Below are 22,144 nucleotides of genomic sequence, written 5' to 3' on the forward strand. Positions count from 1 at the left end.
GCGGGACGCCTATAGTCGTGAGGAGAACTCGGGAAGTCAATTGCGTGTGTTACCGGGCTGTTACGTCGGCGGTGTTACCGGGTTGGGTGATGCGATTCAGCAGTTTTTCACGGGCTATAGAAAACCTGTGGGATTGGGCTTTCATTCAACAATGATGTTGGCTGGACAGACGCCATCGCGGGCAAGCCCGCTCCCACAGGGATTGCGATCAGCTCAGGAGAGGCGCTCCAACCCGACAAACGGGCAGGCGGCCAGCAGATCGCGCAGTGTGCGGCCATCGGCCAGGCGCAGGTCGGCGGGGGCCAGTTCGGCCAGAGGATAGAGCACGAAGGCCCGTTCCTGCATCTGATAGTGCGGCACCTTGAGGCGCGACTCGTCGATCAGGCAATCGCCGAACAGCAGGATGTCGAGGTCAAGGGTGCGCGGGCCCCAGCGTTCCAGGCGTTCGCGGCCCTGGCCGTTTTCGATGCCTTGCAAAGCATCGAGCAGGTCCAGGGGCGCGAGGGCGCTGTCCAGCGCGGCGACCGCGTTGGTGTAACGCGGTTGGCCGGGCAGCAGCGAATCGCTTTGATAGAAGGCCGAGACGCCCGCCAGTTCGCTGTGCGGCAACCGTGCCAGTGCCTGGACCGCGTTGCGCAGTTGTTCGGCCGGGTCAGCGAGGTTGCTGCCCAGGCCGATGTAGACCCGTTCCACGATTATTCGCCCGAGGCGCTCGGTGCGCCCACGGTGCGTTTGCGCTTGGCGCCACCGCTGCGGCGACGCTTGCGTGGCGCGCCACCGGCGGCTTCGTCTTTGCCGCTGAGGTCGCGGATCATGTCGCGGCGCTCGCTGTCGTTGGCGTCCTGGTAGTCGGTCCACCATTCGCCCAAGCCGTCGGTTTGCTCGCCAGCGCTTTCGCGTAACAGCAGGAAATCGTAACCGGCGCGGAAGCGTGGGTTGTCCAGCAGCAGGTCGGCACGTTTGCCGCTGCGCCGTGGCAGGCGCTCCTGCATGTCCCAGATCTCGCGGATCGGCAGGGTGAAGCGCTTCGGAATGGCAATGCGCTGGCACTGTTCGGCGATCAACTCGTGCGCCGCTTCCTGCATCGCCGGAATCGGCGGCATGCCACGGTCCTGCAAGCGCAACACGCGTGCCGGCAGGGCAGGCCAGAGCAGGGCGGCGAACAGGAACGCCGGGGTCACCGGTTTGTTCTGCTTGATGCGCAGGTCGGTGTTGACCAGCGCTTCGCTGATCAGCGTGTGGGTGTAGGTCGGGTTGTGTTCCAGTGCCTCGGCGCTGGCCGGGAACAGTGGATCGAACAGCTGCAAGTCGACCAGCATTTCGAAGGTGTCGGCGGCATAACCGGAGAGGAACAGCTTGAGCACTTCCTCGAACAGCCGCGCGGATGGAATCTCGCGCAGCATCGGCGCCAGTTCGCGGATCGGCGTGGCGGAATGTTTCTCGATGCCGAAATTCAGCTTGGCGGCAAAACGCACCGCTCGCAGCATGCGCACCGGGTCTTCCTGGTAACGCTGCTTCGGATCGCCAATCAGGCGGATCAGGTGATTGCGAATATCGTGCACGCCGTTGGCGTAGTCGAGGATGCGCTCGCTGACCGGATCGTAATACAAGGCGTTGATGGTGAAGTCGCGACGTTGCGCGTCTTCTTCCAGGGTGCCGTAGACGTTGTCACGCAGGATCCGGCCGCTCTCGTTACGGGAAGACTGATTGCTGTCTTCTTCCTCGTCATTTTGCGGGTGATTGGCGCGGAAAGTCGCAACTTCAATGATTTCGCGGCCGAAATGAATATGCACCAGCTTGAACCGCCGGCCGATGATCCGCGCGTTGCGGAATTCGGCCCGGACCTGTTCAGGAGTAGCACTGGTGGCGACGTCGAAGTCTTTAGGCGTGATGCCCAGCATCATGTCGCGCACGCAACCGCCGACCAGATAAGCCTGGTAACCGGCGTTCTGCAGGCGTTCGACAATGTTCACCGCGTACCGGCTGAATTGCCCTTTCTGCAGCGAATGCTGGCCGCTGTTGAGCACTTCAGGCGTGCTGCGGATGTGTTGCGTATGACGCTTGGGAGAACGGAATGACTGGAACAGCTTCTTCAGCATGGGATGCACTGTTTGAAGGAATGTTCGGCCATACCAGAAGAATGACCGCATGATGGGCGGGGATTCTAGCATTTAGTCGGGGGATGGTGTAGGACACAGCAGATATGAGCTGTAAGCCGCGAGCTTCAGGCTCAAAAGCGGTAGGCGTGACGTGCGGATAACGGAAACTACAAGGGGAGCCGAAGCTCCCCCAGAAGTAGTTGCGTGCTCTATTTTTATTATTGGTTTCGGGCTTTTTGTTTTTGTTGAGTGCCCTCGCCATGAAGCTTTGCTTCATGACCCTCCCAATCGGGAGCCAAGAGCAAACGGATTGCTTTGGTCGCTGTGCTGCAATGATCAATCGATCCAACCAGTTCAGGCTCTGTCTTAGGACAGTTTTTGTTGTTCTCGGCCTGGTCGCGGGGCAAGCCCCAAATACAACGCCTCTCCAAAAGAATCAGTTAGCTACGCCTCTCGCCGTCTTGTTTTTATTGTGCGTGAGTCGATTCGTCTTATTTTTATTGTCTTTTGCATTGCTTGTTATTGTTGTTGTACCAGACATATAGCAGGGTGCGTGCCAACTTTAGTAAAGGTCAGTAAAACCGGGGGCTGGCGGCAATCAGCAGTTTTTCGAGGCCGAAAAAAAGCCGGGATTTCGTTACCGTAAACCCCGGCTTTGTTACGCGAAAATGACTGAGGTAACAGTTTGTTCGCCGCTGGGGGTGTTACTCCCCCGTCTGTTACGGCGGCTCAGCTCTCGCTGGCGACACCGGTTTTGCGCCGTGGGATGCCCAGCCGTTGACGGCGTTCCCACAGACATTTGCGGCTGACGCCCAGCTTGCGCGCCAGTTCGGTCTCGGTCATGTGGTCCTGATGCTCGAGGACGAAGTGCTGGAAATAATCTTCCAGTGACAAATCCTCGGTCGGCTCATGGCTGGTGTTGTTGGCACCGCCCTGCTGCGGTGCCAGGCCAATGAAGTCGTCGTCATCCAGGTCGCTCAGTTCAATATCGATGCCCAGCAGCTCGGCGGATATTTCCGGGCTTTCGCTGAGGATCACCGCGCGCTCGACGGCATTTTCCAGTTCGCGCACGTTGCCCGGCCAGGAATAATGCCGGATCGCCTGCTCGGCATCGGCGGCAAACTTCAGGTCGGTGCGGTTGATGCGGGCGCTCTGGCGCGCAAGGAACGCGTTGGCGATCTCGTTGACGTCGGCACCGCGCTCACGCAGGGCTGGCAATTTCAAGGCGATTACGTGCAGACGGTAGTACAAGTCCTCCCGAAACTGACCGATCTTGGCCAGACTCTTGAGGTCACGGTGGGTCGCAGCGATCAAGCGCACATCGACTTTCTGCGACTGAACCGAGCCGACCCGGCGAATCTCGCCTTCCTGCAACACCCGCAACAGGCGCGCCTGGGCTTCGAGCGGCAGTTCGCCGATCTCATCGAGGAACAGCGTGCCGCCGTCCGCCGCTTCCACCAGCCCGGCGCGCCCGGCACTGGCGCCGGTGAACGCACCTTTCTCGTGGCCGAACAGTTCAGACTCGATCAGGCTTTCCGGAATGGCCGCGCAGTTCACCGAAATCATCGGCGCCTTGGCGCGTTTGGACAGGTTGTGCAGGGCGCGGGCCACCAGTTCTTTACCGGTACCGGACTCGCCCTGGATCAACACATTGGAATCGGTGGGCGCGACCTTGCGGATCTTGCTGTAGAGATCCTGCATCGGTGGGCACGAACCAATGATGCCAATCTCGCCATTGCTGTTGTCGACGCCGGATTTACCCGCGCCATTGGCAGCCTTGGCCGCCGACGGCTCGGCTGCTGTAGTGTGCGCCGACTGGCGATCACGCAGGATGCGCGCCACAGCCTGAAGCATTTCGTCATGGTCGAACGGCTTGGCGATGTAATCCACCGCGCCCATTTTCATCGAGTCCACGGCGGAGCGCAGGCTGGCATAGCTGGTCATGATCAGCACCGGTTTGCCCTGGCCGAGCTTGATCAGCTCGGTACCGGGCGCCCCTGGCAGACGCAAGTCGCTGACAATCAGGTCGAACGTGGGAATGCTGAAGCGTTCTTGTGCTTCCTGCACGGATCCGGCTTCGCTGACCTGATACTGGTTGCGTTCCAGTAGGCGGCGCAAGGCGGAGCGGATAATGGTTTCGTCTTCGACGATCAAAATGTGCGGCATTGATTCGATTCTCTCGACGGTCTCAGTTCACAGCGGACGTCGCTTCGACATGGCGCGGTAATGTCACCCGGATACGGGTGCCGCGTTGGCTTTGAATATCAGCCGGGCTGTCGATGGTGATTTGTCCATAATGCTCTTCAACGATGGAATAGACCAGTGCAAGGCCCAGACCGGTGCCTTCGCCAGGGTCCTTGGTGGTGAAGAAGGGTTCGAACAATCGATCCATGATGTTCTTCGGAATTCCGCTGCCTTCGTCTTCGACGATCAGGTCGACCGTGTGTTCAAACGCTTCGCTCTTGACCCGCACCGCGCTGCCTGCACTGGAGGCGTCGCGGGCGTTGGAGAGCAGGTTGATCAACACTTGGGCCAGCCGTTGTGGGTCACCGTCAACCCAGTGTTCAGGGTCGCACAGGTTGTAGAACTGCACTTCGAAATTGCGTCGGTTGAGGGCCAGCAGGCCGATCGCGTCCTGGGCCACTTCCGCCAGACAGACGGGCTCGTCGTTGTGCTGATGGCTGCCGGCGTGGGCAAAACTCATCAACGACTGGACGATCCGTGATACGCGTTTGGTCTGCTCGAGGATCTGCCCGCTGATTTCCGTCAGTTCGCTGTCTTCCTCGCGCTCTTCGCGCAGATTCTGCGCCAGGCAGGCGATGCCGGTGATCGGGTTGCCGATCTCGTGGGCGACCCCGGCGGCCAACCGACCAATGCTGGCCAGGCGCTCGGAGTGCACCAGTTTGTCTTCGAGCATCTGTGTTTCGGTCAGGTCTTCCACCAGCAACACCAGGCCGCTGTTGCCTGGCGCCAAGGGTTCGTCGATGGCCGCTTTGTGCAGGTTCAGCCAGCGGGTCTGGCCGTCCAGGGCCAAATGCTGTTTGTGCAAATGCTCGTCGGGCCGGTTGATAAAGCCCTGGAGCAATTCCTTCCACGGTTCGCCAATGGTGCTGAGGCGCGAACCGACCACCCGTTGCGCGGCGATCCCGGTCAGCTCCTCCATGGCTTTGTTCCACATCAGGATCTCTTGATCCTTGGCCAGAGAGCAGACGCCCATCGGCAATTCCTGCAAAGTCTGCCGGTGGTAGCGGCGCAAGGCGTCGAGTTCGGCGGCCAAGCCGGTGAGGCGCGAGTGGTAGTCTTCGAGACGGCTTTCGATGAAGTGGATGTCTTCGGTGACGTAATTTTCGCCGCCAGCCTTATAAGGCAGGAAGGTTTCCACCATGTCCTGGGCCACGCTGGGGCCCATCAGGCCGGACAGGTTGGCCTCGATGCGGTCGCGCAAACGGCGCAAGGCGTACGGCCGACGCTCGTCGAACGGCAAGTAGAGATCGCGCAGCGCTTGCTCGACTTCCTTCTGTGCGGCTTTGGCGCCCAGGGGCTTGGCCAGTTGCGTGGCAAATTCCTGCGGCGAGGCGGCGTGCAATTCCCGGCGTTGCGGGCGCCGCACGTTGTCCACCGCGCAGGCTTCGGCGGCGCTGGCTTCCTCGGCGCTGGCGTTGGTGAACAGTGAAATCAGGGTGAACATCAGCACGTTGGCCGCCAGCGAGGCAATCGCCGCCATGTGCCAACTGGTGTCGTCCAGCACGTAAATCATGTTCAGCAGTGGAATGTAGAAACCCTGCAGATTGCCGACCAACGGCAGCAGCATGGTGACTACCCACACCAGAATTCCCGCCAGCAAACCGCCAATAAACCCGCGCCGGTTGGCGGTCGGCCAATACAGCACCGACAACACCCCCGGCAGGAATTGCAGGGTGGCGACGAAGGCGACGATGCCGAGGTTGGCCAGATCCTGCTCGGCGCCCAGCAATAGATAGAAGCCGTAGCCGGCCATGATGATCGCGACGATCAGCGCCCGACGGGTCCATTTCAGCCAGCGGTAGATATTGCCTTCGGCCGGCGGCTGGTAAAGCGGCAGCACCAAATGATTGAGCGCCATCCCCGACAAGGCCAGGGTGGTGACGATGATCAGCCCGCTGGCCGCCGACAATCCACCGACATACGCCAGCAGCGCCAAGGCCTTGCTGTTGGCGGCAATGCCGATGCCGAGGGTGAAATATTCAGGGTTAGTGGTGGCGCCGAGTTTCAGCCCGGCCCAGAGAATCAGCGGCACCGCCAGGCTCATCAGCAGCAGGAAGAGCGGCAGGCCCCAACTGGCGCTGACCAGCGAGCGCGGGTTGAGGTTTTCGGTGAACGTCATGTGGTACATGTGCGGCATCACGATCGCCGAGGCGAAGAACACCAGCAGCAAGGTGCGCCACGGGCCTTCTTGCAGCGGCGTGTGCAGGGCGGCGAGGGCGGTCTGGTTCTGCAGCAGCCAGATTTCCAGTTGTTGTGGGCCGTCGAACACACCGTACAAGGCGTACAGGCCAACACCGCCGAGGGCGATCAGCTTGATCACCGACTCGAAGGCAATCGCAAACACCAGGCCTTCGTGTTTCTCCCGCGTGGCGATGTGCCGCGAGCCGAAGAAAATCGTGAATAAGGTGATCAGCGCACAAAAACTCAGGGCCACACGGTGCTGCACCGGTTCGCGGGTGAGGATGCTGATGGAATCGGCCACCGCTTGAATTTGCAGTGCCAGCAACGGTAGCACGCCAATCAGCATGAAAATAGTGGTCAGCGCCCCAGCCCAAGTGCTGCGAAAGCGAAACGCAAAAAGGTCGGCGAGGGATGACAGCTGATAGGTGCGGGTGATTTTGAGAATCGGATAAAGCAGCACCGGCGCCAGCAAAAAGGCCCCGGACACCCCGAGGTAGCTGGACAGGAAGCCGTAACCGTACTGATAAGCCAGGCCCACGGTGCCGTAGAACGCCCAGGCACTGGCGTAGACGCCCAGCGACAAGGTGTAGGTCAATGGATGGCGGATGATCGCCCGTGGGATCATGCCCCGTTCACTGATCCACGCGACGCCGAACAGCACGGCCAGGTAGGCGGCGCTGATCAGGATCATCTGGGTCAGGCTAAAGCTCATCGGCATCTTTTTGGCTCTGCAGAATAAAGGTCACGACGATCAGAATCAGCCAGAGCAGATACGGGCGGTACCAGGCACCGGTGGCGTCGATCCACCAATCCATGATGGCCGGGGAAAACAGGTAAATCCCCACTACCAGGAGCAGGACCAAGCGGTAGATGTACATCCCGGCCTCTCTTTTCTATGCGCGTGCCCGAAAACGTGCGGCGATGGTAACGGATGGGCGCGCCACTGCAAGCGGCATCACTGCAGTTGCGCTTCGGGCAGGGTCAAGGTGCGCGGGATCAAGTTGGCATCCCAATGCGCAATGCCCCAGTTCAGCACGTCTTGCGCCGTTGCGTCGTGCAGGGCCGAATCCGGTTGCTGACCGAGCGCGCGCAGTGCCCGCAGCAGCAATGGCGTAGCCTGGTCTTCGGGCAGCGGCGGCGAGCGGTAAGACTTGCCGAGCTTGTTGCCGTCGGGCTGGGTGATCAGCGGCAGGTGCAGGTAGCGCGGATGGCGCAGGCCCAGCAGTTCTTGCAGGTAGAGCTGGCGCGGTGTGGAGTCGAGCAAATCGGCGCCGCGTACGATGTCGGTGATGCCTTGCCAGGCATCGTCGAGGACCACGGCCAGTTGATAAGCGTAGAGGCCGTCGCGCCGCCGAATCACAAAGTCGCCCACCTCGCGACCCAAATGCTGGCGGTATTCGCCCTGCACCCGGTCGATGAAGTGGTAGCTCAGTTCCGGCACGCGCAAACGGATCGCCGCGTCTGCGCTGTCGTGCCCGGCGTTGCGGCACAGGCCCGGGTAAATTCCGCCGTAGGCTTCAAGCTGCTTGCGCGAACAGGTGCAGGCGTAGGCCAGCCCGTGGTTGAACAAGTTATCGAGCACCTCGGCGTAGGCGGCGTGCCGATCGCTCTGGCGCACCATTTCGCCGTCCCATTCAAAACCGTAGGCTTCCAGGGCCTTGAGAATCGCGGTCTGCGCGCCGGGTTCTTCCCGTGGCGGATCCAGATCCTCCATGCGCACCAGCCAGCGACCGCCGACCGAGCGGGCATCGAGGTAAGAGGCGAGGGCGGCCACCAGTGAGCCGAAATGCAGGTGGCCGCTGGGGGTTGGGGCGAAGCGGCCGATGTAGCTGGAAGTCTTGGCAGTCATGGTGGCGATGTTACTTGTATGGGGCTGCAGTAACCCCCGGTGGGAGCGAGCCTGCTCGCGAAAACGCTGGGTCAGCCGACATTGAAGTCGACTGTCCAACTGCGTGATTCGCGAGCAGGCTCGCTCCCACAGGATGTGTGCCGCGATAAATGACAGAAACAAAAACGGAGCGTTCGCACGCTCCGTCGTTGCTTCAAGTCGCTGTTACTTGCCGACTTGCTTTTCCTTGATCTCTGCCAGAGTCTTGCAGTCGACGCACATGTCGGCTGTCGGACGGGCCTCGAGACGGCGGATGCCGATTTCGACGCCGCAGGACTCGCACCAACCGTATTCTTCGTCTTCGATCAGTTGCAGGGTCTTGTCGATTTTCTTGATCAGCTTGCGCTCGCGGTCGCGGGCACGCAGTTCGAGGCTGAATTCTTCTTCCTGGCTGGCCCGGTCGGCCGGGTCAGGGAAGTTGGCCGCTTCGTCCTTCATGTGATCCACGGTGCGATCCACTTCCTGCATCAAGTCCTGTTTCCACTTGTTCAGGATCTTGGTGAAGTGCGCGCGCATGGGCTTGCCCATGTATTCCTCACCCTTGGATTCCACATAGGGTTCGAAACCGCTGATCGACTGGTTTGGCTGTTGCTTTGCTTGGGTGGGCATGAATGGACCGCCTCTACTCTTGTAATCCATTGCGCAGGATTGCTCCATCACCGACACCTGCCGGCCCTGCGGCTGCAAGCGGGCGAACTTACCAGATCAAATCGGAGCGCGCTACTCCCGGATGTCGAGCCCGCGTCCTGCGGAGCTTGCAAAAGGGTGCGCTACGTTGTCTGGCGGCTTTGGAGACCTGATCAGATATTGATTTTAGTCAAAGCCTGAGCAATCGCTCCGGCCGTTTTTCGTCTGCTCTGAGGCTTCTGACCGCTTTAGATTCTCGCTCGTTCCTGCGCTTGGGTAGAATCGGTTCTTTTTCCGTTGAAGGAAGGCTCATGGCCCAGCCCTACAGTGCGCGCAGCCGCGCTATCGAACCTTTTCACGTCATGGCGCTGCTGGCCCGGGCCAATGAATTGCAGGCGGCGGGCCACGATGTCATTCACCTGGAAATCGGCGAGCCGGACTTCACCACCGCCGAGCCGGTCATCAGGGCCGGGCAAGCGGCGCTGACGGCGGGCAAAACCCGCTACACCGCGGCGCGCGGTATCCCAGAGCTGCGCGAAGCGATCTCGAATTTCTATCAACAACGTTACGGTTTGAGCATCGACCCGCGGCGCATCCTGATCACCCCGGGTGGCTCCGGCGCCCTGCTGCTGGCCAGTGCCTTGTTGGTCGACCCTGGTAAACACTGGCTGCTGGCTGACCCGGGTTACCCGTGCAACCGGCATTTTCTGCGGCTGGTCGAGGGCGCAGCACAGTTGGTGCCCGTCGGGCCGGATGTGCGTTATCAACTGACGCCCGACCTGGTCGCACGGCACTGGGACCACGACAGCGTTGGCGCCTTGGTTGCCTCGCCGGCCAACCCCACCGGGACCATCCTGACCCGCGATGAACTGGCCGGATTGGCGACCGCGATCAAGGAGCGCCACGGGCATCTGGTGGTGGACGAGATTTATCACGGCCTGACCTACGGCACCGACGCGGCCAGCGTGCTGCAAGTCGATGACGAGGCCTTCGTTCTTAATAGTTTTTCAAAGTATTTCGGCATGACCGGATGGCGCCTCGGCTGGCTGGTGGCGCCTGATGCGGCAGTCAGCGAGTTGGAAAAACTCGCACAGAACTTGTACATCAGTGCCCCGAGTATGGCGCAGCATGCGGCACTCGCTTGCTTCGAGCCGGCGACCATCGAGATTTTCGAAGAGCGCCGCGCCGAGTTCGGCCGCCGTCGCGACTTCCTGCTGCCGGCCTTGCGCGAACTGGGCTTCGGCATTGCCGTCGAGCCGGAGGGCGCGTTCTATCTGTATGCGGACATCAGTGCGTTCGGCGGCGATGCCTTCGCTTTCTGTCGGCACTTCCTCGAAACCGAGCACGTCGCGATCACCCCGGGCCTGGATTTCGGTCGCTATCAGGCCGGGCATCACGTGCGCTTTGCCTACACCCAGAGCCTGCCGCGCTTGCAGGAAGCGGTGGAACGCATTGGTCGCGGACTGCGGAGCTGGCAAGGCTGATGCGCTTCGATCCCCCTCTGGAACAAGGCCGGCTGATCCGCCGCTACAAGCGTTTCCTGGCCGATATCGAAACCTCGACCGGCGAACGGCTGACCATTCACTGCGCCAACACCGGCTCGATGCTCAATTGCCTGGTGGAAGGCGGGCAGGTCTGGTTCAGCCGTACCAACGACCCGAAACGCAAGTTGCCGGGCACCTGGGAAATCGGCGAAACCCCGCAAGGTCGGCTGTTTTGCGTCAACACCGGGCGCGCCAATAGCCTGATCGAGGAAGCGCTGCGCGCCGGGGTAATCAGCGAGTTGAGCGGGTTTACCGCACTCAAGCGTGAAGTCGCCTATGGTCAGGAAAGCAGCCGTATCGACTTTCGCCTGGATTACCCAAGCGGTCCGGCCTACGTCGAGGTCAAAAGCGTCACCCTGGGCTTTGACGGGACGTCGATCGCGGCGTTTCCCGATGCGGTGACCCAGCGCGGTGGCAAGCACTTGCGGGAGTTGGCGCACTTGGCGCGGGACGGGATTCGTGCGGTGCAGTTGTATTGCGTCAACCTCACCGGCATCGACGGGGTGCGCCCGGCCGAGGAAATCGATGCGGCTTACGCTGCGGTGCTGCGCGAAGCGGTGGCCAGTGGCGTCGAAGTGCTGGCCTACGGCGTGCGCATGACCAACGAGGAAGTGGTGGTGGATCGCAAACTCGAGGTGTTCCTCGGCCGTTAAAGGCTGATCCACAGGCCCTGTTCGTCTTCGCGGCAGGCGATGGCGGTCAGGGATTGCCCGGCGCACGGCCCGGCGATGCACTCGCCGTCTTCGATCAGGAACAGTGCGCCGTGTGTGGCGCACTGGATCAGGCTGTTGCTGGTATCGAGGAACTGATCCGGCCGCCATTCCAGGCCCACGCCGCGATGCGGGCAGCGGTTCAGGTAAACGTAGGCCTTGCCTTCACGGCGCACGGCGAAAAGCTTTTGCCCGTCCATCTCGAAACCGCGACTGCTGGCGTCGGCCAATTCTGCGCCAGCGCAAAGAAGCTTCATGGCTATCCTCTGGTTTCCCAAAGTGTTGTGGGAAATGTCTGTGCTTGACGTTCAAATGCAAACAATTATCAAATGGCCGCCTTCTCCCGATTGGTCGAGACGGTGCGTTGAGGATACTTGGCTTGTCGCACCCGCGCCCGGCGCCTTGGGAAAAACTTTGAAGGAAGCTTGTTTATGCGCCTGAGTACCCGCGTTGCCGCGCTGTGTGTCGCCCTGCTGGCCAGTCATCAGGGCCTCGCCGCCGAGTTGCCTCAACGTTGGGTCAGCGCCGGTGGGGCGTTGTCGGAATGGGTCAGCGCGCTGGGCGGCGAGGCGAAACTGGTGGGCGTCGACACCACCAGCCAGCACCCGGAATCGCTCAAGGCCCTGCCAAGCATTGGCTATCAACGGGCGTTGTCCGCCGAAGGCATCTTGAGTTTGCGCCCACAAATCCTGGTGGGCACCGAAGAAATGGGCCCGCCGCCGGTGTTGGCGCAGATCCGCAGCGCCGGGGTGCAGGTCGAGTTGTTCTCCGCCCAGCCGGACTTGCCGACGTTGCAGAAAAACCTCCAGCACCTGGGCACGCTGCTCGGCGCCGAGGACCGGGCCGGCGCGTTGTATGCGACTTATCAACAGCAGATCGAGCAGCAGAAAGCCTGGGTGGCTCAGGCGCAAACCGCGCATAAGGCACCGGGTGTGCTGTTGCTGCTCGGCCACGCGGGCGGCAAACCGATGATCGCCGGTAAGGGCACGGCGGCGGACTGGCTGCTGGAACAGGCCGGCGGCCACAACCTGGCGACTCATAGCGGCTACAAACCGTTTTCCCTGGAATCCCTGGCCGGGCTCAGTCCCGAAGTGCTGGTGATCTCGGACCGCGCGCTGACTGGCGAGGCGGCACGCGCGGCGCTGTTCAAGGAGAATCCGATCCTCTCCGCCACGCCAGCCGCCAAGGCCGGACGCGTGTTCGAGCTGGATCCGACGCTGCTGGTCGGCGGCCTCGGGCCACGGCTACCGGCCAGCCTGGTGAAACTCTCGGCCAGTTTCTACCCTGACGCTACTGCGCGATGAGACCCCTGCTCAAACCTCGAGCCTTGTTTATCGGCTTGAGCCTGTTGTGTCTGTTGGCGATTTGGCTGTCCCTGGCGCTGGGGCCGGTCAGCTTGCCGTTGCTCGATACCTTGCGCGCGGCGTTGCGGATGCTCGGCCTGCCGATACCCGCTGAGGGCCTGGAACAGGCTGAACTGATCCTTGGACAGATTCGCCTGCCCCGCACCTTGCTCGGCCTGGCGGTGGGCGGCGTGCTGGCGTTGTCCGGCGTGGCGATGCAGGGATTGTTTCGCAATCCGCTGGCCGATCCAGGACTGGTCGGTGTCTCCAGCGGCGCGGCACTGGGCGCGGCGATCGCGATTGTCGGCGGCTCGTTGTTCGGCGGTTTGCCGGAGTCGTTCGGCCCGTACCTGTTGTCGCTGTGTGCGTTTATCGGCGGGCTCGGGGTGACGGCCTTGGTGTACCGCCTCGGTCGTCGCAATGGCCAGACCAACGTCGCCACCATGCTGTTGGCCGGGATCGCGCTGACGGCGCTGGGCGGTTCGGCGGTCGGGCTGTTCACTTACCTGGCGGACGATGCCACGTTGCGCACGCTGACATTCTGGAACCTCGGCAGCCTGAACGGCGCCAGTTACGCGCGGTTGTGGCCCTTGTTGCTGGTCAGCCTCGCGGTCGCGCTGTGGCTGCCACGACGGGCCAAGGCGCTGAATGTCTTGCTGTTGGGGGAATCGGAAGCCAGTCACCTGGGGATTAATGTCGAGCGGTTAAAACGCGAGTTAGTGTTCTGCACCGCGCTGGGTGTCGGTGCGGCGGTGGCGGCCGCGGGGATGATCGGGTTTGTCGGGCTGGTGGTGCCGCATCTGGTGCGACTGCTGGCCGGGCCCGATCACAAAGTGCTGTTGCCGGCCTCGATATTGGCCGGCGCCAGCCTGTTGCTTTTCGCCGATCTGGTGGCGCGCCTGGCGTTGGCGCCCGCGGAGTTGCCGATCGGCATCGTCACCGCGTTTATCGGTGCGCCGTTCTTCCTGTTTCTGTTGCTGCGGGGGCGTGCCTGATGCTGCGCACAGAGGATCTGCATATCCAGCGTGGACGCAAAACCGTGTTGGCAGGCGTCACCTTGGCCGTGCAACCGGGCGAAGTGCTGGGTGTGCTCGGCCCGAACGGTGCCGGCAAAAGCACCTTGCTCGGTGCCTTGAGCGGCGAGTTGCGCGCCGAGCAGGGCCAGGTCTGGCTAGATCAACGTGAGCTGAGCCAATGGCCGGGCAACGAGCGAGCCCAGCGTTTGGCGGTGCTGCCGCAAGCCTCGACCCTGGATTTCGCCTTCCGCGTCGAGGAGGTGGTCGGCATGGGGCGCCTGCCGCATCAAACCGGTCGCCAGCGTGACGACGAAATCGTCAACGCGGCCCTCGACGCCGCCGATGTCAGCCATTTGCACGGACGCAGTTATCTGGGCTTGTCCGGCGGCGAGCGGCAACGGGTGCATTTGGCGCGGGTGCTGGCGCAGCTGTGGCCGGGGCAAATCGGGCAAACGTTGTTGCTGGACGAGCCGACTTCGATGCTAGATCCGCTGCACCAGCACACCATCCTGCAAGCGGTGCGCGACTTCGCCGACCGCGGCGCGGCGGTATTGGTGATCCTGCATGATTTGAACCTGGCCGCGCGTTATTGTGACCGTCTGTTGCTGCTGGAAGGCGGGCGGCCGTTTGTGCTCGGCACGCCACAGCAGGTATTGCAGGCCGGGCCGCTGAAAGCGGTGTTTGGCCTGGACGTGTTGGTCCAGGCCCATCCGGAGCGCGGTCATCCGTTGATCATCGCCCGCTGATCCGATCATGGAGGTGAATGCATGCACAGGATTTTTCTGCTGGCCGTCCTGCTGCTGGGTGGCTGCCAGCACGTCACGGCGCCGCCGCCGATCAGCGAACACATCCTGGACTTACGCACCGGGCAAGCGCTGACCGAGCAGCAATTGGTCGAGCGCTTGGCCATGGCTTCGCGGGTGATCGTTGGCGAGCAGCACGACAATCGTGATCATCACCAATTGCAACTTTGGCTGTTGCAGGACTTGGGCGAACGACGAACGCAGGGCAGCCTGCTGCTGGAGATGCTCACGCCTTCCCAGCAATCGCGGGTAGATGCGGTGCGCCAGGCATCGCCACCGCCAGCGGATATGCCTGCCGCGCTGGCCTGGCAACCGGGTTGGGACTGGAACTTGTACGGGCCGATTGTCGAGTTCGCAGTGCAACAACCTTATCCACTGCTGGCGGCCAATCTCGACGATGGCGAGGTGCGCAGCACCTATGCCACGCCGCCGAGCTTAAGCGGCTCGCATGCCAACGCGGCGTCGGTTAAAGCGACGTTGCTCGAGCAAATCAGCGAATCCCACTGCGGTTTGCTACCTGCCACACAGATGCCGGCGATGCTGGCGGTGCAGCAGCAACGGGATCGACGCATGGCTGAACGGCTGTTCGCGGCACCTGCGCCCGCCTTGTTGCTCGCGGGGGCTTACCATGCGCGCAAGGATGTTGGTGTACCGTTGCATGGGCTGGATTTAGGCGAGAGCGATCGCCTTGCGGTGTTGATGTTGGCGGAGCAGGGCAACGAGGTGGCCGCGGCGATGGCGGATTACGTGTGGTACACGCCCGCGCAACCGGCCAAAGATTATTGCGCGCAGATGCGCGAGCATATGGGCAAGCGCTGAGGCACTTTTCTGCGGGCAAAAAAAGACCCGGCAAGAGCCGGGTCAAATAACCGTGATTAGCCTGATGAGGAGATTTTCTGAGAGTCCGAACCAAGGTCTTTCAGAAGATCGACTAGTCTCGCGACCAGTTGTGATAATCATAGCGATTCTCATTACCAAGTCAACCACTGATTTTGCAGTGGTTTGAAATCTCCCAGAGAGTGGCTGAAACGCCCCAACTTCTGTGCCTGGTTCTGTCAGTTCTTGTGGCGCGAAGAAATGGCGTCCAGCTGCTGGTTAAGGGCTTCCTTGCGTTCAGCAGGAATGTCGTTCCAGTGCACATCCATCAGTGCGCCTTCAATGGCATATAACAACACCTTGGAGGCTCGGAATCCGCGCGTGCGCACGGCCCGATAGGCGTCAACCGCCCCCAATCGGCGCAAGTCCGAAGCGCTGTGAATGCCCACGGCATGCAGCCACTGCGCCGACGTCTTGCCAAGATTCTTCAGGTGTTGCAGTTCATCATTCATCAAGCCTCCTTGCGACGGCCGAATGGTGCGTGGGCAAGCTTCTGAGGAGTGTAGCCATCAGTAGGAAAAGCGTGATTCTTTGGTCGGTTTCGACGCAAAAGCTTCTAAGAGGCAAGGCTTTGAGGTGTACGAAGGGTCTGCGAATTCAGTCCCGGAGGGAGGTGCAAGTCTTGTGAGAGCGAGCCTGCTCGCGAAGGCGGTTTGCCTGACACGCCATTTTCGCGAGCAGGCTCGCTCCACAAGGTATTGCGCTGGATCAGGGAGGCGCTGCGGGTATCAGCGAGTGCGATAACGCAGGCGAGTGCCGAAATTCATCGACATCAGAATTTCGTCGGCGCTCAGTTCAGGCGGGAAGTAAGCCCCGGAGATCTGCGCATGGGCCAGGCTTGCACCTTCCAGCGACGCATTGCTGAAGTCGATGCCGCGCAAGTCGGCGGAGCGGAAGTAAGCGTTGGTGAAGTCGATGCCGTCGGCATTCAGTTCACGCAGGTCGAGGCCACGAAAGTCGCCATCGCGCATGTCGATCGCCCCGTCGAGGGGACGTTCCTTGTTGAAGGTGGCAACGTCGTCCTTGTGCAGCAAGGAATACAGCAGACTGTCGAGAAGCTTGGGCTGGCTCATGTCGCATCACCTGATGGTTTTATGACGCCAGTATAGTGCCACTACCTTGCAGTCGTGAAGCCGAAGCCGGCCTCACGACTGAAATAGTTTTTTACAGGCCCGGCAGGCGTTGGCGAATTTGCGCCACAACTACGTCAAGCGTCCCGCTTTCATTGGTCTGCACGCGCTTGCTGCAGAGAATTTCCGCCGGGGTCAGCGCTTCGCGGCTGGCGTGCTGGGCTTCGATGACGGCCAGATTGGCGTCGGATGGGTCGGTATTATCGGCCTGACGCAGCTTCAGCCAGCCTTCGATGACAGCCTGCGGGGCGTTGCAGTCGAGGATCAGGAACGGCGCGCCAGTAGCTTCGGCGGTTTTTGCTGCGCCATCGCGTTGCTCGCGCTTGAGGTACGTGGCGTCGATCACCACTGGGAAACCGGCGCGCAGGATGGTGTCGGCGATCCCATGCAGGTGCTTGTAGGTGGCCACGCTGGCCTCGTTGCTATAGATGCCGGCTTGCGGATCGTTCGGTACTTGCTGCTCGCCGAACAGACGCTTGCGTTCCACGTCCGAGCGCAAGCGAATGGCGCCCAAGGCTTCGACCAGGCGCATGGCCACGCGGCTCTTGCCGACTGCGGACACGCCATGGGTGATGGCGAGGAAACGCGATGGAATGGTGCTGTAGCTTTCCGCCAGGTTGGCGTAGTTGCGGTACTGGCGCAGGGTGGTGGCGCGTTGCACCGGATCGGCTTCGGCCGGCATGCTGAACAGCGTAACCTTGGCGCGCACCATGGCGCGGTAGGCTTTGTAGAAGTTCAGCACTTCCAGGCCTTGGTAGTCGCCGGTCAGTTCCAGGTATTGGCTGATAAAGCGGCGGGCCAGGGATTTCAGGCCACGGTCTTCCAGGTCCATCGCCAGGAAACCGGTATCGGCGTACACGTCAGTGAAGCGGAACGGTTCGTTGAACTCGATGCAGTCGAAGATCACCACTTGGCCGTCGATAACCGTGGCATTGCCCAAGTGGATGTCGCCGTGGCATTCACGGGTGAAGCCGTCGGCCTTGCGCTGGGTGAACAGCGGCTTGAGGCGATCGAAGCTGCTTTCCGCCCAGGCTTGCAAGGCGTCGAGTTGCAGCAGGTCGGCTTTGTCGCTGAGGAACGGGCGAATCTGCTCGAAGTTCTGACGCACCGGCGCCATTACGCTGTCCGGAGTACCGGCGTCGTGTTCGGCCGGGACTTTTGGCGCGTTCAGGTGGAACTGCGCAATCTGCGCCGCCATCTCGTCGATGTGCGCGGTGGTCAGTTCGCCGTTGGCTTGCAGGGTGCTGAGCAACTGGCTCTGCGGGAACTGGCGCATTTTCAGGGCGTAATCGAGCACCGGGCCAGTGCCGCCGAATCCAGGGGACTCGACACTGCCGGTGATCGGCAACACTTCAAGATACAAATCATGAGTCAGGCGCTGGTTGAGGCGCAGCTCTTCAGTGCAAAAGTGCTCGCGGGCCTCAAGCGTGGTGAAGTCGAGGAAACCGAAGTTGACGGGTTTCTTCACTTTATAAGCAAAGGGGCCGGTGAGCAGTACCCAGGAAATGTGGGTCTCGATGACCTGGAATCCCTCGACAGGGTGCGGAAACAGTGCAGGGTTTTGCAGGGCAGCGATCAGGGACTGGCTCACAGGCGATCCTTCAGAGTCGGGGAAAAAGAGTGGCCGCCATTATGGCCGCAAGTCCGCCTGACGCAAACCTCGGAGCGCTCCTGTTGAGGATGAATAAAGTGCGTATAATCCGCCGCCATGACTCGTACTCGATCCCCCCGCACCCCCAAGAAACCACCCTCCAGCCGCTTGCGTCCCTGGTTGGGCTGGGCCCTTAAACTCAGCCTGGTCGGCCTCGTGGTGCTCGCCGGGTTCGCGGTTTACCTTGACGCTATCGTCCAGGAAAAGTTTTCCGGCAAGCGCTGGACGATTCCGGCCAAGGTGTATGCCCGGCCGTTGGAGCTGTTTACCGGGCAGAAGCTCAGCAAGGAAGACTTTCTCACCGAGCTCGATGCCTTGGGTTATCGCCGCGAAGCCGTGAGCAACGGCCCCGGCGCGGCGGCGGTGAATGGCAATACGGTCGATTTGAACACCCGTGGTTTCCAGTTCTATGAAGGCCTGGAAAAAGCCCAGCCGGTGCGCGTGCGCTTCTCCGGCGACTATGTGGCCGAACTCTCCGCCACCAACGGCACGAAATTGTCGGTGGTGCGCCTGGAGCCGCTGCTGATCGGCGGGATCTACCCGAAAAACCTCGAAGACCGGATCCTGATCAAGATCGATCAGGTGCCGCCGTATCTGCTGGAAACCCTGGTCGCCGTGGAAGACCGGGATTTCTACAGTCACTGGGGCGTCTCGCCGAAATCGATTGCCCGCGCGGTGTACGTCAACACCTCCGGCGGCCGCATGACTCAGGGTGGCAGTACCCTGACTCAGCAACTGGTCAAGAACTTCTACCTGACCAGCGAGCGCAGTCTGACACGCAAACTCACTGAAGCCATGATGGCGATGCTGCTGGAGTTGCACTACGACAAGCGCGAGATTCTCGAGGCCTACCTCAACGAAGTGTTCGTCGGTCAGGACGGCCAGCGCGCCGTGCACGGTTTTGGTCTGGCGAGTCAGTTCTTCTTCGGCCAACCTTTGTCCGAGCTGAAGCTGCATCAAGTAGCGTTGCTGGTGGGCATGGTCAAGGGCCCGTCTTATTACAACCCGCGCCGTAACCCGGAGCGGGCGCTGGAGCGGCGCAACCTGGTCCTCGACGTGCTTGAGCAGCAAGGCGTCGCCACTGCCGAGCAGGTGGCCGCTGCGAAGAAAATGCCGCTGGGGGTGACCACTCGCGGCAAATTGGCCGACAGTTCGTTCCCGGGCTTCATCGATCTGGTCAAGCGCCAGTTGCGCGAAGATTACCGTGACGAAGACTTGACCGAAGAAGGCCTGCGGATCTTCACCAGTTTCGACCCGATCCTGCAGATGAAGGCTGAAGCCTCGGTCAACGATACGTTTAAACGCCTGGCCGGCCGCAAAGGTTCGGACGATGTGGAAGCGGCGATGGTGGTCACTAACCCGGAAACCGGGGAAGTTCAGGCCATGATCGGCAGTCGCCAGGCCAGTTTCGCCGGGTTCAACCGGGCGCTGGATGCGGTGCGGCCAATCGGCTCGCTGATCAAACCGGCGGTTTATCTGACAGCGCTGGAGAAACCGAGCCAGTACAGTTTGACCAGTTGGTTGTCGGACGAATCCTTTTCGGTGAAGGGCGCCGACGGCCAGGTGTGGAAACCGCAGAACTATGATCGCCGCTCCCACGGCACGGTGTTCCTCTATCAGGGCCTGGCGCACTCCTACAACTTGTCGACCGCCCGGCTCGGTCTGGAGGTCGGAGTGCCGAACGTGCTCAAGACTCTCGGTCGACTGGGCATCACCCGTGAATTCCCGGCCTTCCCCTCAATGCTGCTGGGCGCCGGTGGCATGACGCCGATCGAAGTGGCGACCATGTACCAGACCCTGGCCAACGGTGGTTTCAACACGCCGATGCGCGGGATTCGCAGCGTGCTGACCGCGGAGGGCGAGCCGCTCAAACGCTATCCGTTTCAGATTCAACAGCGTTTTGATCCGGCGTCCATTTATCTGATCCAGAGCGCCATGCAGCGGGTCATGCGTGAAGGCACCGGCAGCTCGGTCTATAACGTGTTGCCGAAAACCCTGACGCTGGCCGGCAAGACAGGCACCAGTAACGATTCCCGTGACAGCTGGTTTGCCGGTTTCAGCCAGGATCTGCTGGCGGTGGTGTGGCTCGGTCGCGACGACAACGGCAAGACGCCGTTCACCGGCGCCACCGGTGCCTTGCAGGTCTGGACCAGTTTCATGCGCAAGGCCGACCCGTTGCCGCTGGACATGCCGCAACCGGATAACATCGTCCAGGCCTGGGTCGATTCGCGTACCGGGCAAGGTTCCGACGCCAACTGCCCAGGTGCAGTGCAGATGCCGTATATTCGCGGCAGTGAACCGCCTCCCGGCGCCGCGTGCGGTGGCGAAAGCCCTGCCTCTGGCGAATCGGTGATGGATTGGGTCAAGGGCTGGATGAATTAAGCAAAGAGGGTTTCAAGTGAACAAGTGGTTGATTCCAGCGGTGACTGTCACCGCTCTGGCTTTGCTCAGCGGTTGCTCCTCCGTGCAGCGTGGTTCTATCCCCGTGCAGGATTCCGGCACGGCTGTGTCCAACAGCGAACGCGTGTCGGCCAACGGCGGCTTCCGCCAGACCACCGTCAAGCGTCCGGTGCAGGCCCAGGCCCAGGAAATTCCTCAGGGTGACACCGGTGTGGTGGTGATGGTGCCGGGCGGCGGGGCAACCACGTCCGCGCCGATCAGCAGCTCGCCGATCGTGCCTGGTCCATCCTCGGCACCGATTTCCGCCGGCGCCTACGATGCCGCGCCCGTGCAGTCGGCGCCGATCAACCAGGGCAGCTACAGCGTGCCGTCGACCCCTAGCGGCATTCCGTCCGCTGCGCGTTCCGGCGGTTTGTCGGCCGATGAACAGCTGGATGGCCCGGTGCTGGCGCTGCTGACCACCGCGCAGCAACAACAGGCCGGTGGCGACTTGAACGGTGCGTCTTCCAGTCTCGAGCGCGCGCAACGTGTTGCCCCGCGTGAACCGCAAGTGCTGTATCGCCTCGCTCAGGTGCGCATGGCGCAGGGCGATGCCCCGCAAGCCGAGCAATTTGCCCGCCGCGGCCTGACCATGGCCAACGGCCGCCCGGATCTGCAGGCCAGTTTGTGGGAATTGATCGCCCAGGCCCGAGAGAAACAGGGCGACCCGGCTGGCGCGGCGCTGGCCCGACAAAAGGCCAAGGTTGCGCTGTGATGGATGCACGTTTTCCGAAAATCGCTGAGCAGTTGCTGCTGATCGAACGCGAACTGCGGGTGCAAGGCTGGTGGGACGACGTGCCGCCGAGCGCCGAGGCCTTGTCCAGTGTTGAGCCGTTCTCGGTCGATACGCTGGACTTCGAGCAATGGCTGCAATGGATTTTCCTGCCACGGATGAAGATGATCCTCGAACAGGACCTGCCATTGCCCAACGCCTCGGGCATTCAGGAAATGGCCGAGATGGTTTTCGCCGGACGCAGTGTCCAGGGCAAGGATCGGCAGCTCCAAGTCCTGCTCAAAGAGTTCGATCTGCTGATCACCGAGTCCCGCTAGGCCGATGACTGCCAGCGTTCACTGGCAGTTATCGGCAATCTGCTGTTCGGTCTCGACGATGCGCGCCTGGCGGTCTTCTTCTGTCAGGCGACGCATTGATCCTTCAGTTTCTTCGCGCAATCTCGGGTTGTTACGCAACTGAGCGAGGTTGGTCCGCGCCTGCTGGCAAAACACCTTGAGTTGCTCCTGCTGTTGAGCGACCTCTTTCTTGACCTGTTGGTCGATCGCTTGCTGATCACCGATCACCTTGCTGGCGCGCGGCGGTGGAGCCTTGGCGGGCGGCGAGGGCGCGGTGATGACAGTGGTGGCCGGCTGGTCTTGCGGAGGTTGGGCGTCGAAATGCGTGACACCCTGCGCATCGACCCACTTATAAATGGGGGCGGCCAGGCAGGCGCTGCTCAGGCTGACCGACAAACTGGCTATAAACAACATCGTTCGCATGGCGTTTCCTTGCGGTAAGTGCGCAATTGAAGCTAACACACTCGCGGTTTCCGGGTTTTTTCTTGCGTTCTCATGCGCTTACTTCGAATAAAGCACATAGAC

At 61.5% G+C, this 22,144-nt stretch carries 22 protein-coding genes; 9 read left to right on the forward strand and 13 right to left on the reverse strand.

Annotated elements, in window-relative coordinates:
• Nucleotides 1–213: 213 nt before the first annotated feature.
• From folK to dksA, 8 genes are all read right to left on the reverse strand, one after another.
• The gene (folK, locus tag RG836_RS16885) at nt 214–693 is read right to left on the reverse strand and encodes a 2-amino-4-hydroxy-6-hydroxymethyldihydropteridine diphosphokinase (RefSeq protein WP_310847661.1); all 480 of its coding nucleotides are present in this window, start codon (nt 691–693) and stop codon (nt 214–216) included.
• A 2-nt stretch (nt 694–695) separates the two neighbouring features.
• Entirely contained in the window at nt 696–2,099 is a 1,404-nt protein-coding gene (locus tag RG836_RS16890; RefSeq protein ID WP_310847663.1) for a polynucleotide adenylyltransferase PcnB, read from the reverse strand.
• Nucleotides 2,029–2,376: a hypothetical protein gene (locus RG836_RS16895; RefSeq protein WP_310847665.1), complete on the reverse strand. Its 348-nt coding sequence runs from the start codon at nt 2,374–2,376 to the stop codon at nt 2,029–2,031. The genes RG836_RS16890 and RG836_RS16895 overlap by 71 nt, the downstream gene beginning before the upstream one ends.
• A 452-nt stretch (nt 2,377–2,828) precedes the next feature.
• Nucleotides 2,829–4,265: a sigma-54-dependent transcriptional regulator gene (locus RG836_RS16900; RefSeq protein ID WP_310847667.1), complete on the reverse strand. Its 1,437-nt coding sequence runs from the start codon at nt 4,263–4,265 to the stop codon at nt 2,829–2,831.
• Nucleotides 4,266–4,287: 22 nt separating this feature from the next.
• Entirely contained in the window at nt 4,288–7,242 is a 2,955-nt protein-coding gene (locus tag RG836_RS16905) for a sensor histidine kinase (protein WP_310847668.1), read from the reverse strand.
• Nucleotides 7,226–7,402: a hypothetical protein gene (locus RG836_RS16910; protein ID WP_003176118.1), complete on the reverse strand. Its 177-nt coding sequence runs from the start codon at nt 7,400–7,402 to the stop codon at nt 7,226–7,228. Before RG836_RS16910 ends, RG836_RS16905 begins: the two co-directional genes overlap by 17 nt.
• A gap of 77 nt (nt 7,403–7,479) precedes the next feature.
• On the reverse strand, nt 7,480–8,373 hold the full coding sequence (gluQRS, locus tag RG836_RS16915; protein WP_310847670.1) for a tRNA glutamyl-Q(34) synthetase GluQRS: 894 nt from the start codon (nt 8,371–8,373) through the stop codon (nt 7,480–7,482).
• Nucleotides 8,374–8,577: 204 nt separating this feature from the next.
• Entirely contained in the window at nt 8,578–9,021 is a 444-nt protein-coding gene (gene dksA / locus RG836_RS16920) for an RNA polymerase-binding protein DksA (protein WP_310847673.1), read from the reverse strand.
• Between the two features lie 329 nt (nt 9,022–9,350).
• Between dksA and RG836_RS16925 the strand changes: the two genes are divergently transcribed.
• A complete protein-coding gene (locus RG836_RS16925) occupies nt 9,351–10,523 on the forward strand; it encodes a pyridoxal phosphate-dependent aminotransferase (RefSeq protein ID WP_310847674.1) in 1,173 nt (390 codons plus the stop codon).
• Complete coding sequence (gene sfsA, locus RG836_RS16930; protein ID WP_310847677.1) at nt 10,523–11,236, forward strand: DNA/RNA nuclease SfsA; 714 nt, start codon at nt 10,523–10,525, stop codon at nt 11,234–11,236. The genes RG836_RS16925 and sfsA overlap by 1 nt, the downstream gene beginning before the upstream one ends.
• On the opposite strand, the gene RG836_RS16935 is transcribed toward sfsA, so the two are convergent.
• Nucleotides 11,233–11,550 (reverse strand): Rieske (2Fe-2S) protein, encoded by a 318-nt coding sequence (locus RG836_RS16935; protein WP_310847679.1) that lies wholly within the window; start codon nt 11,548–11,550, stop codon nt 11,233–11,235. The two genes, sfsA and RG836_RS16935, sit on opposite strands and share 4 nt — an antisense overlap.
• A gap of 174 nt (nt 11,551–11,724) precedes the next feature.
• Here RG836_RS16935 and RG836_RS16940 point away from each other — a divergent pair, with 174 nt between their 5' ends.
• From RG836_RS16940 to RG836_RS16955, 4 genes are read left to right on the forward strand one after another with little or no spacing between them, the layout of a single operon-like run.
• Complete coding sequence (locus RG836_RS16940; protein WP_310847681.1) at nt 11,725–12,597, forward strand: heme/hemin ABC transporter substrate-binding protein; 873 nt, start codon at nt 11,725–11,727, stop codon at nt 12,595–12,597.
• 50 nt (nt 12,598–12,647) lie between these two features.
• Entirely contained in the window at nt 12,648–13,631 is a 984-nt protein-coding gene (locus RG836_RS16945; protein ID WP_310847740.1) for a FecCD family ABC transporter permease, read from the forward strand.
• The gene (locus RG836_RS16950) at nt 13,631–14,398 is read left to right on the forward strand and encodes a heme ABC transporter ATP-binding protein (protein WP_310847683.1); all 768 of its coding nucleotides are present in this window, start codon (nt 13,631–13,633) and stop codon (nt 14,396–14,398) included. The genes RG836_RS16945 and RG836_RS16950 overlap by 1 nt, the downstream gene beginning before the upstream one ends.
• A gap of 21 nt (nt 14,399–14,419) precedes the next feature.
• Nucleotides 14,420–15,274, forward strand: a complete 855-nt coding sequence (locus tag RG836_RS16955; protein ID WP_310847685.1) for a ChaN family lipoprotein — start codon at nt 14,420–14,422, stop codon at nt 15,272–15,274.
• A 236-nt stretch (nt 15,275–15,510) separates the two neighbouring features.
• Here the strand turns inward: RG836_RS16955 and RG836_RS16960 are convergent, their stop codons facing one another.
• From RG836_RS16960 to RG836_RS16970, 3 genes are all read right to left on the reverse strand, one after another.
• On the reverse strand, nt 15,511–15,783 hold the full coding sequence (locus tag RG836_RS16960) for a TfoX/Sxy family protein (protein WP_205886690.1): 273 nt from the start codon (nt 15,781–15,783) through the stop codon (nt 15,511–15,513).
• Nucleotides 15,784–16,059: 276 nt separating this feature from the next.
• Nucleotides 16,060–16,404: a pentapeptide repeat-containing protein gene (locus tag RG836_RS16965; protein ID WP_310847690.1), complete on the reverse strand. Its 345-nt coding sequence runs from the start codon at nt 16,402–16,404 to the stop codon at nt 16,060–16,062.
• A 91-nt stretch (nt 16,405–16,495) separates the two neighbouring features.
• A complete protein-coding gene (locus RG836_RS16970) occupies nt 16,496–18,052 on the reverse strand; it encodes a bifunctional aminoglycoside phosphotransferase/ATP-binding protein (protein ID WP_310847692.1) in 1,557 nt (518 codons plus the stop codon).
• A gap of 117 nt (nt 18,053–18,169) precedes the next feature.
• Between RG836_RS16970 and mrcB the strand changes: the two genes are divergently transcribed.
• The 3 genes from mrcB to RG836_RS16985 are packed head-to-tail and all read left to right on the forward strand — an operon-like array spanning nt 18,170 to nt 21,601.
• Entirely contained in the window at nt 18,170–20,494 is a 2,325-nt protein-coding gene (gene mrcB / locus RG836_RS16975) for a penicillin-binding protein 1B (protein WP_310847695.1), read from the forward strand.
• Between the two features lie 16 nt (nt 20,495–20,510).
• A complete protein-coding gene (locus RG836_RS16980) occupies nt 20,511–21,266 on the forward strand; it encodes a tetratricopeptide repeat protein (RefSeq protein ID WP_310847698.1) in 756 nt (251 codons plus the stop codon).
• Nucleotides 21,266–21,601 (forward strand): YqcC family protein, encoded by a 336-nt coding sequence (locus tag RG836_RS16985; protein ID WP_310847701.1) that lies wholly within the window; start codon nt 21,266–21,268, stop codon nt 21,599–21,601. The genes RG836_RS16980 and RG836_RS16985 overlap by 1 nt, the downstream gene beginning before the upstream one ends.
• A gap of 18 nt (nt 21,602–21,619) precedes the next feature.
• Here the strand turns inward: RG836_RS16985 and RG836_RS16990 are convergent, their stop codons facing one another.
• Nucleotides 21,620–22,042 (reverse strand): DUF4124 domain-containing protein, encoded by a 423-nt coding sequence (locus RG836_RS16990; protein ID WP_310847704.1) that lies wholly within the window; start codon nt 22,040–22,042, stop codon nt 21,620–21,622.
• Nucleotides 22,043–22,144: the final 102 nt, after the last annotated feature.

Source organism: Pseudomonas rhizozeae (assembly GCF_031583775.1).
Lineage (GTDB): Bacteria > Pseudomonadota > Gammaproteobacteria > Pseudomonadales > Pseudomonadaceae > Aquipseudomonas.

What these genes read in the sequence shown, in the direction of transcription:
- RG836_RS16985 (WP_310847701.1), top strand. Translation starts at nt 21,266, where the DNA reads ATGGATGCACGTTTTCCGAAAATCGCTGAGCAGTTGCTGCTGATCGAA.
- sfsA (WP_310847677.1), top strand. Translation starts at nt 10,523, where the DNA reads ATGCGCTTCGATCCCCCTCTGGAACAAGGCCGGCTGATCCGCCGCTAC.
- RG836_RS16890 (WP_310847663.1), bottom strand. Translation starts at nt 2,099, where the DNA reads ATGCTGAAGAAGCTGTTCCAGTCATTCCGTTCTCCCAAGCGTCATACG.
- mrcB (WP_310847695.1), top strand. Translation starts at nt 18,170, where the DNA reads ATGACTCGTACTCGATCCCCCCGCACCCCCAAGAAACCACCCTCCAGC.
- RG836_RS16935 (WP_310847679.1), bottom strand. Translation starts at nt 11,550, where the DNA reads ATGAAGCTTCTTTGCGCTGGCGCAGAATTGGCCGACGCCAGCAGTCGC.
- RG836_RS16960 (WP_205886690.1), bottom strand. Translation starts at nt 15,783, where the DNA reads ATGAATGATGAACTGCAACACCTGAAGAATCTTGGCAAGACGTCGGCG.
- RG836_RS16905 (WP_310847668.1), bottom strand. Translation starts at nt 7,242, where the DNA reads ATGCCGATGAGCTTTAGCCTGACCCAGATGATCCTGATCAGCGCCGCC.
- RG836_RS16965 (WP_310847690.1), bottom strand. Translation starts at nt 16,404, where the DNA reads ATGAGCCAGCCCAAGCTTCTCGACAGTCTGCTGTATTCCTTGCTGCAC.
- RG836_RS16910 (WP_003176118.1), bottom strand. Translation starts at nt 7,402, where the DNA reads ATGTACATCTACCGCTTGGTCCTGCTCCTGGTAGTGGGGATTTACCTG.
- RG836_RS16990 (WP_310847704.1), bottom strand. Translation starts at nt 22,042, where the DNA reads ATGCGAACGATGTTGTTTATAGCCAGTTTGTCGGTCAGCCTGAGCAGC.
- RG836_RS16925 (WP_310847674.1), top strand. Translation starts at nt 9,351, where the DNA reads ATGGCCCAGCCCTACAGTGCGCGCAGCCGCGCTATCGAACCTTTTCAC.
- RG836_RS16950 (WP_310847683.1), top strand. Translation starts at nt 13,631, where the DNA reads ATGCTGCGCACAGAGGATCTGCATATCCAGCGTGGACGCAAAACCGTG.
- RG836_RS16940 (WP_310847681.1), top strand. Translation starts at nt 11,725, where the DNA reads ATGCGCCTGAGTACCCGCGTTGCCGCGCTGTGTGTCGCCCTGCTGGCC.
- RG836_RS16895 (WP_310847665.1), bottom strand. Translation starts at nt 2,376, where the DNA reads ATGAAGCAAAGCTTCATGGCGAGGGCACTCAACAAAAACAAAAAGCCC.
- RG836_RS16900 (WP_310847667.1), bottom strand. Translation starts at nt 4,265, where the DNA reads ATGCCGCACATTTTGATCGTCGAAGACGAAACCATTATCCGCTCCGCC.
- gluQRS (WP_310847670.1), bottom strand. Translation starts at nt 8,373, where the DNA reads ATGACTGCCAAGACTTCCAGCTACATCGGCCGCTTCGCCCCAACCCCC.
- dksA (WP_310847673.1), bottom strand. Translation starts at nt 9,021, where the DNA reads ATGCCCACCCAAGCAAAGCAACAGCCAAACCAGTCGATCAGCGGTTTC.
- RG836_RS16955 (WP_310847685.1), top strand. Translation starts at nt 14,420, where the DNA reads ATGCACAGGATTTTTCTGCTGGCCGTCCTGCTGCTGGGTGGCTGCCAG.